The 13,246-nt window shown below is 60.2% G+C and carries 15 protein-coding genes; 4 read left to right on the plus strand and 11 right to left on the minus strand.

All coding sequences use genetic code 11. The features are described 5' to 3' along the window. Positions 1-32: 32 nt before the first annotated feature. Positions 33-941: a LysR substrate-binding domain-containing protein gene (locus tag AC1DU9_RS11045; RefSeq protein WP_223462969.1), complete on the minus strand. Its 909-nt coding sequence runs from the start codon at positions 939-941 to the stop codon at positions 33-35. 77 nt (positions 942-1,018) lie between these two features. Here AC1DU9_RS11045 and AC1DU9_RS11050 point away from each other — a divergent pair, with 77 nt between their 5' ends. Further along, entirely contained in the window at positions 1,019-1,504 is a 486-nt protein-coding gene (locus tag AC1DU9_RS11050; RefSeq protein WP_223462968.1) for a DMT family transporter, read from the plus strand. Between the two features lie 228 nt (positions 1,505-1,732). On the opposite strand, the gene AC1DU9_RS11055 is transcribed toward AC1DU9_RS11050, so the two are convergent. The 4 genes from AC1DU9_RS11055 to AC1DU9_RS11070 all read right to left on the minus strand — a co-directional run bounded on the left by AC1DU9_RS11055 (position 1,733) and on the right by AC1DU9_RS11070 (position 6,513). Then, positions 1,733-3,064, minus strand: a complete 1,332-nt coding sequence (locus tag AC1DU9_RS11055) for an MFS transporter (RefSeq protein ID WP_223462967.1) — start codon at positions 3,062-3,064, stop codon at positions 1,733-1,735. 171 nt (positions 3,065-3,235) lie between these two features. After that, complete coding sequence (locus AC1DU9_RS11060; protein WP_477810150.1) at positions 3,236-4,162, minus strand: hydroxymethylglutaryl-CoA lyase; 927 nt, start codon at positions 4,160-4,162, stop codon at positions 3,236-3,238. Further along, entirely contained in the window at positions 4,159-5,352 is a 1,194-nt protein-coding gene (locus tag AC1DU9_RS11065; protein WP_223462965.1) for a CaiB/BaiF CoA transferase family protein, read from the minus strand. Before AC1DU9_RS11065 ends, AC1DU9_RS11060 begins: the two co-directional genes overlap by 4 nt. Positions 5,353-5,604: 252 nt before the next feature. Then, on the minus strand, positions 5,605-6,513 hold the full coding sequence (locus tag AC1DU9_RS11070; RefSeq protein ID WP_223462964.1) for a LysR family transcriptional regulator: 909 nt from the start codon (positions 6,511-6,513) through the stop codon (positions 5,605-5,607). Positions 6,514-6,645: 132 nt separating this feature from the next. Between AC1DU9_RS11070 and AC1DU9_RS11075 the strand changes: the two genes are divergently transcribed. Beyond that, positions 6,646-7,665, plus strand: a complete 1,020-nt coding sequence (locus tag AC1DU9_RS11075) for a DUF4917 family protein (RefSeq protein ID WP_223462963.1) — start codon at positions 6,646-6,648, stop codon at positions 7,663-7,665. 158 nt (positions 7,666-7,823) lie between these two features. Here the strand turns inward: AC1DU9_RS11075 and AC1DU9_RS11080 are convergent, their stop codons facing one another. From AC1DU9_RS11080 to AC1DU9_RS11090, 3 genes are all read right to left on the minus strand, one after another. Then, the gene (locus AC1DU9_RS11080) at positions 7,824-8,168 is read right to left on the minus strand and encodes a YegP family protein (protein ID WP_223462962.1); all 345 of its coding nucleotides are present in this window, start codon (positions 8,166-8,168) and stop codon (positions 7,824-7,826) included. A 164-nt stretch (positions 8,169-8,332) separates the two neighbouring features. Further along, on the minus strand, positions 8,333-8,638 hold the full coding sequence (locus tag AC1DU9_RS11085) for a ribbon-helix-helix domain-containing protein (protein ID WP_008051823.1): 306 nt from the start codon (positions 8,636-8,638) through the stop codon (positions 8,333-8,335). Between the two features lie 15 nt (positions 8,639-8,653). Then, positions 8,654-9,235 (minus strand): DJ-1/PfpI family protein, encoded by a 582-nt coding sequence (locus AC1DU9_RS11090; RefSeq protein WP_223462961.1) that lies wholly within the window; start codon positions 9,233-9,235, stop codon positions 8,654-8,656. 296 nt (positions 9,236-9,531) lie between these two features. On the opposite strand from AC1DU9_RS11090, the gene AC1DU9_RS11095 reads away from it, so the two are divergent. Continuing rightward, entirely contained in the window at positions 9,532-10,524 is a 993-nt protein-coding gene (locus tag AC1DU9_RS11095; RefSeq protein ID WP_223462960.1) for a DMT family transporter, read from the plus strand. Here AC1DU9_RS11095 and AC1DU9_RS11100 read toward each other — a convergent pair. From AC1DU9_RS11100 to AC1DU9_RS11110, 3 genes are all read right to left on the minus strand, one after another. Further along, positions 10,515-11,729, minus strand: coding sequence for a class I SAM-dependent methyltransferase (locus AC1DU9_RS11100; RefSeq protein WP_223462959.1), 1,215 nt, complete (start codon positions 11,727-11,729; stop codon positions 10,515-10,517). The two genes, AC1DU9_RS11095 and AC1DU9_RS11100, sit on opposite strands and share 10 nt — an antisense overlap. A gap of 132 nt (positions 11,730-11,861) precedes the next feature. Then, entirely contained in the window at positions 11,862-12,224 is a 363-nt protein-coding gene (locus AC1DU9_RS11105) for a hypothetical protein (protein WP_223462958.1), read from the minus strand. A gap of 2 nt (positions 12,225-12,226) precedes the next feature. Next, positions 12,227-12,505, minus strand: a complete 279-nt coding sequence (locus tag AC1DU9_RS11110) for an Ogr/Delta-like zinc finger protein (RefSeq protein WP_223462957.1) — start codon at positions 12,503-12,505, stop codon at positions 12,227-12,229. Positions 12,506-12,805: 300 nt separating this feature from the next. On the opposite strand from AC1DU9_RS11110, the gene AC1DU9_RS11115 reads away from it, so the two are divergent. Next, on the plus strand, positions 12,806-13,231 hold the full coding sequence (locus AC1DU9_RS11115; RefSeq protein ID WP_223462956.1) for a helix-turn-helix domain-containing protein: 426 nt from the start codon (positions 12,806-12,808) through the stop codon (positions 13,229-13,231). Positions 13,232-13,246 lie beyond the last annotated feature (15 nt).

The raw sequence follows: 13,246 nt of genomic DNA on the forward strand, positions 1-13,246 counted from the left end.
GCTGTCGACTGCCTGATCGCGACAGAAATTCTTCAACGGTGGGTCCCCTGCACGATCCGCTCATTCAGCCAGTTCAACGCCTGATCCCCGCCTCGACGCTTGTGCCAGGCCAGTACAAAGGTGAACGATGGAATGTGAAACGGTGGAGGCACGACAACCAATGAGGACTCATCGATATCGCGCAATCCGCGCGACGCGACGGTGAGGATCAGGTCGGTGCCGCTGATGAGCTGTGGGGCCACGCGCCAATGCGGCAGGCTGATGGCGACACGCCGACGCTCCCGCAAGGCGGTCAGCGCACGCTCGATCTCCGGGGTACCGCTGCCGCGCATTTCCAACAGTACATGGGGCCGAGCCAGATAGGTGGGCAAGTCGAGGACACCATCGGCGGGCAGGCTGTTGCGGTCCACAAGGCAGGCGTAGTGCTCTTCGAACAGCGCTGTGCTGCGCAATTCGTTGGGCATTTCCGGGAATACACCGGCGGCGACATCAATGTCACCGTTGAGCACCCCTTCGAGCATGCTTTCGCGGCTGCCATGGCTGACTTGCAGGTCAATGCCTGGCGCTTCACGGCGCAAGGTTCGGATCAGTCTCGGCAAGACAATGGCGGCGCCATAGTCGGACATCGCCAGGCGGAAGGTCCGCCGGGTGGTCGCGGGATCGAAGGCGTTCGGCGCCAGCAGCGCTTGCACCTGGGCCAGGGCTTCGGCCAGCGGGGCCACCAGTTCCAGCGCTCGCGGTGTCGGTACAAGGCCGGCCCCGGCGCGCACCAGCAGCGGATCGCCAAGCAGGTCACGCAAACGCGCCAGCGCATGGCTGACTGCTGGCTGGCTCAAGTGCAGACGCTCGGCTGCCCGAGTCACGTGTTGCTCGCTGAGCAGGGCGTCGAGGATCACCAGCAAGTTGAGGTCGATGCGTCGAAGATCATTCATTTGCTGCATGTTCTGGATAACAAAACGGAATTTAAATCTGCGCGATGAATACCCTAGAGTCCAGCAAAACCTGTTGGAGCATGAACATGAGTACGTTGCATTGGGCCGGTCTGATAGGGCTGGCGATGATCGCCGGGGCGGTGGTGCCGTTTCAGAGCGCCATCAACGTCAATCTCGGGCGCGGGTTGGGCCATCCGTTGTGGGCGACGCTCGCCTCGTTGCTGGTGAGCGTTGTGGTGTTGTTGCCGATCATCATTGCGATGCGCTTGCCGTTGCCGTCACTGGCGTTCATCAGCAAGGCGCCGCTCTGGATGTGGGCCGGTGGTGCTTTTGGGGTTTGTTTTATTTCCCTGGTGTTGGTGCTGCTACCCAAGCTGGGTGCCGCGGGGTTCATGGCATTGGCGCTGGCGGGGCAAGTGGTGGCGTCGTTATTGCTGGATCACTACGGCTGGTTTGGGTTGGTGGAGCGGCAGGTCACCTTGCCGAAGGTGTTTGGGGTGGCGCTGTTGATGGCAGGGGTGGTGTTGATTCAATTCGGTGCCACACCGAGCAAAACTTTGGTTACGGGGTAAGGCGACAGTGCTGTGGTGCTTGTCAGGCAGTCATCGCGAGCAAGCTCGCTCCCACAGTGATTGTGGTGAATGCAAATAACCTATTCGACGCAGAACCAATGTGGGAGCGAGCTTGCTCGCGATGGCGTCAGCGTTGTCACCACAGACTTCAGACCTTTGATCACAGCCTTCGCCAGCCCCGGCACGGATGCGTGGTCCGTACAGGAACCGGCGTAGCCTGCGAACCGTTTAGAACTTGTCCAGAGTGCGCAACTTCTGCGGCAACCCCCACAGCAACAGCGCCACCGCAATCAGCGCACAGACACCAATGACATACAGCGCCGGCGTGGTGCTGCCGGTCAGGTCCTTGATCCGGCCGACCATCACCGGGCTGACGATGCCGCCGAACTGGCCCAGGGTGTTGATCACCGCAATCCCGCCGGCAGCGCCCGCGCCGGCACCGGCCAGCAGTTTCGGCGGCAGGGTCCAGAAGCTCGGGATGGAGGCGATGATCCCGGCACCGAGCAGGCCCAGTGCGACAATCAGGAAGGTCGTGTGGTTGGCGAAAATCCCCGCACAGAAGAACCCGATCGCACCGACCGCCACCAGACCGGCGACAAACTTGCGGCGCTCGCCGGAAGCATCGGACAGGCGTCCGATCACTACCATGCTGATGGCACCGCAGATGTACGGGATGGCCGTCAGCAAGCCGATCATCACCGGGCTTTCGGTGCCGGCGCTGCGGATCAGTTGCGGCGCCCAGAAGTTCAAGCCGTAGGACGCCACCTGAATCAGGAAATAAATCAGGCCCAAGGTCAGGAAACCCGGAATCCTGAGTGCGGCGAGCAGCGAACCACCGCTCTTGTGCGGCTCATGCTGGGCGATGCGACTGGCCAGCAGGGTCTTCTCCGAAGGCGTCAGCCAATGGGCGTCTTCGATGCGGTCCTTGAGCAGGGTCAGCACCAGCAGACCGAGCCCGATGCACGGCACGCCACCGAGCAGGAACAGCCAGTGCCAGCCACGCATTTGCAGCACACCGTCGAGGTGTTGCAGCACCAGCCCGGAGAACGGCGCGCCCACCAGGCCGGCGAACGCCGACGACAGGAACAGCATCGAGGTGATGCGTCCGCGGTAGTGCTGCGGGAACCACAGGGTCAGGTAATACAGCACGCCCGGGGCGAAACCCGCCTCCATCGCACCGATCACGAAGCGCAGCACGTAGAACTGCCATTCGCTGTTGACGAACACCATGGCCGCCGTGGCCAGGCCCCAGGACATCATGATCCGGGCGATCCAGCGGCGTGCGCCGACCTTGTACAGCATCATGTTGCTCGGCACTTCGAAAATCACATAGCCGACCACAAACAACCCGGCACCCAGGCCGTAAGCGGTGTCGCTCAGGCTCAGGTCGGTCTGCAGCTGAAACTTGGCGAAGCTGATGTTGATGCGGTCGAAAAAAGCGAACAGGTAGCAGACCATGATCAGCGGCATCAGGCGCCAGGCGACTTTGCTGACCAGGGCTTTTTCGGTGTCGTGGCTAACGGCCGGGCTCGCGCCCGCCTCCAGTGCATTAAGGCTCATTGCGGTTCTCCAGGCGGACTTCCCGTGGGTGTCCGATTGTTTTTGTTGTCTGGTTGAGGTGCTTTTTTACTGTGGGAGCGAGCATGCTCGCGATGGCTGAGTCACATCCAACATTGATGTTGACTGACCCACCGCTATCGCGAGCAGGCTCGCTCCTACAGGGGATTGGTGTCAGGTGGGGATCGGATGCAGGTCGCAATTGCGCCCGGCCTTGGCCAGTTGACCGGGTACTTCGTGGCCGAGCAGCGCCGGCAATCCTCGGGACAATTTCAGCAACAGCGGCAAATCGATACCGGTGTGAATGCCGACTTCGTCGCACAGGTTCACCAGATCCTCGGTGCAGATGTTTCCCGATGCTCCCGGTGCAAACGGGCAGCCACCGAGGCCACCGAGGGCCGCATCGAAGCGTCGGGCACCGGCCTCGTAAGCGGCCAGCACGTTGCACAGGCCAAGGCCGCGGGTGTTGTGAAAATGCAGGGTCAGGTCCGCTGGGGACACCCGTTGCAGCACCCGGCGCACCAGCCGGTCGACCTGACGCGGATTGGCCATGCCCGTGGTGTCGRCCAGGGTGATGCCCTGGATGCCGAGTTCCTGATAGGCCTCGACGATTTGCAGTACGCGGTCTTCATCGATCTTGCCTTCGAACGGGCAGCCGAAGGTGGTGGCGACGCTGCCGTTGAGTCGCACAGGACTGTCACCAACGAACTGCACGATCTCGCCGAACGCTGCCAACGAATCATCACAACCCATGCGCATGTTCGCCAGGTTATGAGTCTGGCTGGCGGACATCACCAGGTTCAGTTCATCGGCACTGCACGCCAGTGCCCGTTGCGCGCCCTTGAGGTTGGGGATCAACGCGACATAGATCACCCCCGGTTGTCGGGTAATGCCCTTGAACACCAGTTCACCATCGCGCAGCGCTGGAATGGCCTTGGGCGACACGAACGAACCGGCTTCGATACGGCTGAATCCGGCCTGCGACAGTTGATTGATCAATGCAATCTTGTCGTCGGTTTCAACCCAGGTCGGCTCGATCTGCAAGCCGTCGCGCGGGGACACTTCCTGCACGATCAGGCTATCGGAATAATCGGTGATCATTGCACCACTCCTTCGACTTTCAGGCGCTCTATGTCGGCAACGGTAAGGCCCAGTTGCGCGAGGATGCCGTCGGTGTGCTGGCCCAGACCGGGACCGGACCAGTTCACGCCGCCGGGGGTTTCGGAGAGTTTCGGCACGATGCCCGGCATCTTCACCGTGGCGCCACCGGGCAGCTCGGCATTGAGCAGCATGTCCCGCGCCTGGTAGTGCGGATCGGCGACGATGTCGGCCACCGAATAGATGCGCCCGGCCGGGACTTCGGCGGCCTCCAGCGCGGCCAGTACCTCGTCGATGGGCAGGCTGCTGGTCCAGTGGGTGATGGCGGCGTCGAGCACATTGCTTTTGGCTGCACGCCCGTCGTTGTGGGCGAACTCCGGGGCTTCGGCCAGATCCGGGCGGCCGATGGTTTGCATCAGGCGCTTGTAAATCGGATCGCTATTGCCGGCAATCACCACGTAGGCGCCGTCGGCGGTCAGATAGGTGTTGGACGGCGCGATGCCCGGCAAGGCGCCACCGCTGCGCTCACGCACATGGCCAAGCATGTCGTATTCCGGCACCAGGCTTTCCATGACGTTGAACACGCTTTCGGCCAGGGACACGTCAACGATTTGCCCGCCGCCCTGCCCGGTCTTGACCCGCAGCAATGACATCAGTGCGCCGATCACCGCGTGCAGCGACGCCAGGGAATCGCCAAGGCTGACGCCGACCCGCGCCGGCGGCGAACCGGGCGTGCCGGTGGTGTAGCGAATACCGCCCATGGCTTCGCCGATGGCACCGAAACCCGGACGATCGCGGTACGGGCCGGTCTGGCCATAACCGGAAATCCGCACCAGCGTCAGGTTGGGGTTGAGCGCATGCAATACGTCCCAACCGAGGCCGAGTTTCTCCAGGGCGCCGGGGCGCAGGTTTTCGATCAGCACATCGGCGCTGGTTGCCAGTTGCTTGACCAGTTCGATGCCTTCGGGGGATTTGAGGTTCAGCGCCAGGGACTTCTTGTTGCGCGATTGCAGGTACCACCACAGCGAGGTGCCTTCGTGCAGCTTGCGCCATTTGCGCAAGGGATCGCCCTGGCCCATGGCTTCGATCTTGATCACCTCGGCGCCGAACTCGGCCAGCATGCGCGCCGCAAACGGCGCGGCGATCAGCGTGCCGATCTCGATCACTTTGATCGCACTCAAGGGGGCAGTCATCGCGGGGTACCTCTTGTTCTTGGAATATGCGCCAAGGCTAGAGGACAGGGGGCTCGGGAATCCAACCTTCAGTTGGCAACGAGCGTTCGCGAAATGCGAACGCTCTGGAAGATTGTCGTGACCTGTAGTCCGTCATCGCGAGCAAGCTCGCTCCCACAGGGATCTTCGGTGTTCGCACAACTTGTGCTTCACATTGCCCACTGTGGGAGCGGGCTTGCCCGCGATGGGGCCAGCGCTACCAGCCGGGATCTTTCAGACATCCCCCCGCAAATGCTCAAACAACATCCGGCTCACCGGCGACAGCAACGCCTCATCGCGCACCACCAGGATCAACGCCCGGTCCGACCATTCGTCCGTCAACGGCACCGCGTGCAAACCCAGTGCCCGGCCAAACAATTCATAGGCCCGCTGCGGAAGGATGCCAATCCCCATGTTGGCCTGGATCATGCGGCACATGGCATCGAACCCTGGCACATGAATGCGCACCCGCAACACCTTGCCGGCCTCCCGGGCCGCGGCATGGGTACGCATGTTGATCGAACTGGCGGCATGCAAGCCAACGTAATCGCTGTCCAGCGTATCGGCGAATGCCAGGCTCGAACGGCTCGCCAGCGGATGATGGGGCGGCATCAACACCACCAGTTTGTCCTGGCGATACAGCACGCTGTGCAGGCCTTTGATATCACTGTCGATGGAACAGATCCCGAGGTCGGCCACCCCGTCGAGCACGCCTTGAATCACCCCGGCGCTGGGGCGTTCTTCGAGGTCGGTCTTGACCTGTGGGTGACGCTCGGAAAAGTCCCGCAGGTCCTCGGGCAAAAACTGAATGATCGCCGACAGGTTGGCGAGCATCCGCACATAACCGCGTACACCGTGGCTGTGCTCGCCCAGTTCAAGGCCCATTTTCTCGACGTTGAACAGCATCTGCCGGGCATGGTGCAGCAGGGTTTCACCGGCAGGCGTCAGGGACATGCCCTTGGCCTGGCGCACGAACAGGCTGATGCCCAGTGCCTCCTCCAGCTCCATCAAGCGCTTGCTCGCCGCCGAAACGGCAATCGCTTCGCGCGAGGCGGCACGAGTCAGCGTGCCCTCTTCATGCACGGCGACGAACAATTGCAGAGTGATCAGGTCGAGACGGCGGATCAGGCTTTTTTGCAGCATCGGGTACTCGGCGAAGTCGGCTCAGACAGAATCGCAGCATAGCGTTCTTCGCCCGCGTCGTGCCGTGGTCCGGGCACCCGGTCGTGATAAAGTCGCCGCCCAAAGACCTTTTGCCGTGAGACGAAGACCGCAATGACCGATTTCCAGGATGTCGATGCCCAACTTGAAGACTGGAACGCCTTGCGCAACACCGCTTCGTTCAGTGGTTTGCTGGTGGGCAACGGCGCCAGTCGCGCGGTGTGGGACGATTTCGGCTACGAGTCGCTGTTCGAAAACGCCCGCACCGTTGAAGAAAAACCCTTGAGCCCGTCCGAGCTGAGCGTGTTCGATGCGCTGCAGACCCGCAGTTTCGAGCAGGTACTGAGTGCACTGAAAACCACCAGCCGGGTTAACAAGGCCCTGGCTGTCAGCTCCGCCGCCCCGCGCAATCGCTACTACGCGATCAAGGAAGCGCTGATCAACACCGTGCATGCGGTGCATATCCCGTGGCGGCTGGTGGTGCCCTCGACGCTGGCAACCATCAATCAGGAACTGGCCAGTTATCGCACGGTGTTCACCACCAATTACGACCTGCTCAACTACTGGGCGGTGCAACAGCAGCCCGAGGCGATCACCGATTTGTTCCAGGGCGCAGAACCCGGTTTCGACCTGAGCGACACGGCCACCGACAAAACCCGTTTGCTGTACCTGCACGGCGGTCTGCATCTGGTGCGCAACCAGGACGGCACGGCGCGCAAGCTGATGTCGACCGAGGGCACCTTGCTGGGCAGTTTCGCCATCAACAACACGATCAAGACCCTCGACGACGTGCCGCTGTTCGTCAACGAAGGGCCGAGCGCGGACAAGCTCAAGACCATCCGCAGTTCGGACTATCTGTCGTTCTGCTACGAGCAACTACTCGGTCACGGCCAGGCACTGTGCATCTTCGGCCATGCGTTGGGGGAGCAGGACAGTCATATCATCCACGCCTTGCGCCTGGCGAAGCCGCAGGTGGTGGCGATCTCGATCTATCCGCGCAGCAAGGCATTCATCCAGCACCAGAAGCGGCATTACGCGAAGGTGTTTGAGGGGACGGGTGTGGAGTTGCGGTTTTTTGATTCCAAGAGCCATGCGCTGGGTGGCCCGAAGCTGGCGGTTCCGGTCGAGGTTTAGCGGCGACGCGGCTGCCGCCATTGTCGGATCGCATTACCCCTGTGGGAGCGAGCTTGCTCGCGATGAGGCCATTACATTCAACACAGATGTTGATTGTCAGACCGCCATCGCGAGCAAGCTCGCTCCCACAGGATTGGTACTGGATGTGAAGGTAGCGTTCAAAGCACTGGCAAGGTCTTGTCCTTGACCACTTTGCTCGGGCCATTAGCCTTCACGCTGGCGATGCCTTTCTCCATGGCTGCAGCGGAGGAATAGGCCTCGCTGCTGCCGATGATCTCGTGGTTGCCTGCCTTGAGGTTGAAATACGGGTGGCCATCCTTGGTGGTTTTCTTCTCGTAACGCTCATCCAGCGGGCTGTTGGCCTGGACCGCGGCGATGCCTTTGTCGGCGGCGGCGTGGGTGGTGTACAGCTCGCTGGTCAGGATGGTCTCGGCGTTGGCCGCCTTGAGGACAAACCTGAACTGGCCATTGCTGCTTTTGCTCACTTCATACCATCCGGACATGCTCTTTCTCCTGGGCGATTGAGAGGTTGCGCGCTTCACAGTAAAGACCAGCCTGGTGTTTCTGTCGTCTGTACCGGCCCCATCGCGAGCAAGCTCGCTCCCACAGGTTCAGCGTGATCCCTGTGGGAGCGAGCTTGCTCGCGAAAGGGGCAATGCGGTTGCAGCTATTTCACCACTGCCCGAACCACCGACAACTCCGGCGCCGACGTCCGCCGCTGGCTCAGATACCGCGTACAACTCACCCGCAAGAACGAAGCGAAATTGACCACCTCGCCGCGATAGTCCATCACCTCTTCATACAACTTGGCGATCAACTGATTGGTGGTCATGCCATCGACCTCGGCGATTTCGCTGAGGATGTCCCAGAACTGATTCTCCAGCCGCAGGGTGGTGACCACCCCGCAGATGCGCAGCGAGCGGGAGCGCGATTCGTAAAGAATCGGGTCGGCTTTGACGTACAGCTCGCACATGGACATGCCCCCTCGTTACAGCGTGATTTTGGTACCCAGCAACCCCAGGAAACCGGCCAGCCAGTTCGGGTGCGCAGGCCAGGCCGGAGCCGTGGCCAGATTGCCCTGAACATGGCCGTCCGTCACCGGAATATCGATATACGTACCGCCCGCCAGTCGCACTTCCGGAGCGCAGGCCGGATAAGCGCTGCATTCGCGACCTTCGAGAACACCCGCTGCCGCCAGCAACTGCGCGCCATGGCACACGGCGGCGATCGGTTTGCCGGCCTTGTCGAATGCGCGCACCAGTTCCAGGACTTTTTCGTTCAGGCGCAGATACTCCGGCGCACGGCCGCCCGGAATCAGCACGGCGTCATAATCGGCGGCGTTGACCTTGGCGAAATCGAAGTTGAGGGCAAACAGGTGACCGGGTTTTTCGCTGTAGGTCTGATCGCCTTCAAAGTCATGAATCGCCGTGCGCACGGTCTGGCCGGCAGTTTTGTCCGGGCAAACGGCGTGTACTGTGTGGCCGACCATCAGCAGCGCCTGGAACGGCACCATCACCTCATAGTCTTCGACGTAATCACCAACCAGCATCAGAATTTTTTTCGCAGCCATGGGAGGACTCCTCTGGAAGTGGGCGTGCAGGAGTATTCAAGGTAGTCCTTATCCGGTGGGGTGGGTAACAACCGGCTACTACCTGATGGACCGCGTTATCGTTCTTCGCGGGCAAGCCACGCTCCCACAGGTTTTGCGTTGGCCACGAGAACGACACAGGACCTGTGGGAGCGAGCTTGCTCGCGATGGCGGCCTCAAACTGTACGGATACTTCTGTAGCCAGCTGTAAGCGCCACAGCCCCGGGTTTATGGCTAGATAACACCCTCTCCCACCCTCCACGATTCTGGTTGCCATCATGTCCTCGCGCGAAAACACCGGCATGGCCCTGGGCCTGCTCGGCGTTGTGATCTTCAGCCTCACCCTGCCCTTCACGCGGATCGTCGTGCAGGAACTGCACCCGCTGCTCAATGGCCTGGGCCGGGCACTGTTTGCAGCGGTTCCGGCGGCGTTGTTGTTGCTGTGGCACCGGGAAAAATGGCCGACCTGGAAACAGGTCAAAGGCCTGACGCTGGTGATGGCCGGGGTGATCCTCGGTTTCCCGGTATTGTCGGCCTGGGCCATGCAAACCTTGCCGGCGTCCCACGGTGCGCTGGTCAACGGTTTGCAGCCGCTGTGCGTGGCCCTGTATGCCGCGTGGTTGTCCCATGAACGGCCTTCAAAAGCCTTCTGGGCCTGCGCCGCATTGGGCAGCGCGTTGGTGCTCGGTTATGCACTGATCAGCGGTGCCGGCAGCATTCAGGCCGGTGATTTGCTGATGCTGGGGGCCATTGCAGTGGGCGGATTGGGCTACGCCGAGGGAGGCCGACTGGCCAGGGAGATGGGCGGCTGGCAGGTGATCTGCTGGGCACTGGTGCTGTCGACGCCGTTGCTGATCGGGCCGGTGGTGTATCTGGCGCTGCAACATCAGGGCGAAATTTCCGCCAAGACCTGGTGGGCCTTCGGTTATGTCTCGCTGTTTTCGCAGTTCATCGGCTTCTTCGCGTGGTACGCCGGGCTGGCCATGGGCGGCATTGCCCGGGTCAGTCAGATCCAGTTGCTGCAGATCTTCTTCACCATCGCCTTCTCGGCGCTGTTCTTCGGTGAACATGTGGAGCCGATTACCTGGCTGTTTGCTGCCGGCGTCATTGTGACTGTGATGCTGGGACGCAAGACCGCGATCAAACCCAATCCTGTGGGAGCGACGGTGCGGCGATCCGACTTGCTCGCGATGGGGACATCACATTCAACACATCTGTCGACTGTAAATCCGCCATCGCGAGCAAGCTCGCTCCCACAGGATCAAAGGTAACCGTCAGCGCGCAGCAAGGTTTCCAGGCAATGCTCGCTGATGTGATAGAAGTCCTTCAGTTCCTGAATCTTCGCCAGCAACCGGGCCGGGTCCCCCGGCTCGGCGCGTTTGACTGCCAGGATCATCTTGTTCTTGTTGGTGTGGTCCAGTGAGATGAACTCGAACACCTTGGTCTCGTAGCCGCAGGCCTCAAGGAATAACGCGCGCAAACTGTCGGTGACCATTTCCGCCTGCTGGCCCAGGTGCAGGCCGTATTGCAGCATCGGCTTGAGCAGCGCCGGGCTCTGGATTTGCAGGCGGATCTGTTTGTGGCAGCACGGCGAGCACATGATGATCGCCGCGCCGGAGCGGATGCCGGTGTGGATCGCATAGTCGGTGGCGATGTCGCAGGCATGCAGGGCGATCATTACATCCAGCTCGCTCGGTGCCACGCTGCGCACGTCACCGCACTTGAACACCAGGCCGGGGTGTTCAAGCTTGGCGGCCGCGGCGTTGCACAGGGTGACCATGTCTTCACGCAACTCGACGCCGGTCACTTCACCTTCGGCCTTCAAGGTGTTGCGCAGATAGTCGTGGATGGCGAAGGTCAGGTAACCCTTGCCCGATCCGAAGTCCGCCACGCGCACCGGTTTGTCCAGCGCCAGGGGCGACGAGGTCAGCGCATGGCTGAACACTTCGATGAACTTGTTGATCTGCTTCCACTTGCGCGACATCGCCGGGATCAGTTCATGCTGCTTGTTGGTCACACCCAGGTCGGCGAGAAACGGCCGGCTCAGGTCAAGAAAACGGTTTTTCTCACGGTTGTGCTCGGCCGATGGCACTTCGCGCAATTGTTGAGGTTTGCTCTTGAACAGCGATGACTTGCCCTTTTTGCTGTATTCGAGCTGGACTTCGTCGGTCAACGCCAACAAATGCGCATTTTTGAAAGACGCTGGCAGCAGTCCGGCAATGCTTGCCACACCTTCGGCCAGCGGCAGGTTCTTGGTGATGTCGCGGGTCTTGTAGCGGTAGACAAAGGACAGGCTAGGCAGCGCCTTGACCGTCACCGGTTTGATGATGATCCGCTGCAGGTCCGTTTCATCACCCACGTACCTGGCCAGCACCAGTTTGATGAACGCATTTTGCTCGAGGCTGGTTTGCACCAGGTCGATGAACTGGGTGTGATGATCCGGCGCGAGACTGGCGGGAGTGGCGGTGACGGACATGGAAAAACGGCCTCAGGCGATGCAAATCGGAGAATGCCGTTATTTTAAGGGGGACGAGGACTTTGGGCACGGAGTTATTTTGCGGCAGGTCCCAGTCATGATGCCCAGGACCTCAATACAACCGCCGAAAACTCAGGGTTCCACCAAGCGAAGCCTGCGGTTGTTCGGCGAGTTGATGATGTGTTTGACGATCAGCCCCACTGGTACCGCCCAAGTCAGGCCATTGGCAGGGTCAGTCACCACGGCGACCGTTTCGGAACTTGCCTCGATATCCAGGCGCCGCCGGTCGTTGCACGACTTGAGTACGCCGTAGGCACGGCTAACCAGCCTTTCCGCCAGGTACATCGGTACATCCATATTCTGCAGATGCTTCACCGCGCGACAAAACAGGACTTGATCATCGTTCCCCCCTTCACTTTCATGGCGCCCCAGAAACGCCTGGGCTATAGCCAGCAGCTCCCCATTCAGGTCTGCATATTCATCGATGATTTTCATGCTCACGCCCCCTGCGGCACGTCTGTCGTGGCAGGACTGACTGCTACGGGCCGGGCGGCACGGCGCAAATCGGGTCCGGCGCAAGGCAAACGTACGGCCGGATTGGGCATGCCGCTGGGCGAAAGTTCATGGGTCATTTCAAACTCGGCACGTACGGACCAACCGCAAGCTTCCGACGTACATTGCAGATACGCCACCCGCAGGAAAATATGTCGGCCCTCGCTGGTGCGGATGCGCATCCTGTTCAAGCAGTGCGGACACACCATTTTATAAGTACTCATGCTTGATTCCCGACGGTCATTGAGTGGCAATCAACCTGATCAAACGCAATACTGCTTGAAACGTTCATCGCGGCACTCCGGACTTGCGAACAGTGTCTGCCAGGCATAAGGAGGTGCATCCGGCGGACGTGTAATGGGTTCGAGCCATGCTCGTAGGAAATCACCCTGATACTATTAGGAAGTTTCAACATCGTATTCTTCTGACTCATCTTTGAAGATTGATTACTCACATGAAAAAAAGTATTCATTACGCATAAATTAGGCACTCAAAAAGCATAAGTCAAAAGAAAGAGGCTCAAATTGCGTAGCAAAAAATCACAAGCTGTTCTGGCTCGATTAAAGCAAGTCACGGGCACAAAAACCGATGCCTCTTTATCTTCCGCGCTACAGATCAGCCCGCAAACCCTTAGCAGCTGGAAAGGGCGCGATAGCACGCCATACTCACTATGCGTAGAAATCGCTCAAAACCGGGGAATATCCCTTGACTGGCTGCTGCTGGGCGAAGGTCCGATTTTGAGACAAACAGTTACTAATTCTTCGGAAGCCAATCAGGAAAGCACAGCACGGGAAAACACCATTCTCACGCTCTGGCGGTTGCTCGGCGAAGATGATCGCTGCGCCATACAAAACGCACTCGAGGAAAAGCAACGACTGCGTGATATGGAACTCAGGCTTTCCGAAATGGCTTCCATTCTGGCAACGCTTAAACCTTCGAATGAAACTTGATGACCCATGTAATCC

The organism is Pseudomonas sp. P4_C1, from assembly GCF_056402155.1.

Coding starts and splice junctions, on each gene's coding strand:
- AC1DU9_RS11100 (WP_223462959.1), bottom strand. CDS start 11,729: ATGTCCGTCACCGCCACTCCCGCCAGTCTCGCGCCGGATCATCACACC.
- AC1DU9_RS11050 (WP_223462968.1), top strand. CDS start 1,019: ATGAGTACGTTGCATTGGGCCGGTCTGATAGGGCTGGCGATGATCGCC.
- AC1DU9_RS11075 (WP_223462963.1), top strand. CDS start 6,646: ATGACCGATTTCCAGGATGTCGATGCCCAACTTGAAGACTGGAACGCC.
- AC1DU9_RS11055 (WP_223462967.1), bottom strand. CDS start 3,064: ATGAGCCTTAATGCACTGGAGGCGGGCGCGAGCCCGGCCGTTAGCCAC.
- AC1DU9_RS11095 (WP_223462960.1), top strand. CDS start 9,532: ATGTCCTCGCGCGAAAACACCGGCATGGCCCTGGGCCTGCTCGGCGTT.
- AC1DU9_RS11065 (WP_223462965.1), bottom strand. CDS start 5,352: ATGACTGCCCCCTTGAGTGCGATCAAAGTGATCGAGATCGGCACGCTG.
- AC1DU9_RS11080 (WP_223462962.1), bottom strand. CDS start 8,168: ATGTCCGGATGGTATGAAGTGAGCAAAAGCAGCAATGGCCAGTTCAGG.
- AC1DU9_RS11045 (WP_223462969.1), bottom strand. CDS start 941: ATGCAGCAAATGAATGATCTTCGACGCATCGACCTCAACTTGCTGGTG.
- AC1DU9_RS11105 (WP_223462958.1), bottom strand. CDS start 12,224: ATGAAAATCATCGATGAATATGCAGACCTGAATGGGGAGCTGCTGGCT.
- AC1DU9_RS11085 (WP_008051823.1), bottom strand. CDS start 8,638: ATGTGCGAGCTGTACGTCAAAGCCGACCCGATTCTTTACGAATCGCGC.
- AC1DU9_RS11070 (WP_223462964.1), bottom strand. CDS start 6,513: ATGCTGCAAAAAAGCCTGATCCGCCGTCTCGACCTGATCACTCTGCAA.
- AC1DU9_RS11090 (WP_223462961.1), bottom strand. CDS start 9,235: ATGGCTGCGAAAAAAATTCTGATGCTGGTTGGTGATTACGTCGAAGAC.
- AC1DU9_RS11110 (WP_223462957.1), bottom strand. CDS start 12,505: ATGAGTACTTATAAAATGGTGTGTCCGCACTGCTTGAACAGGATGCGC.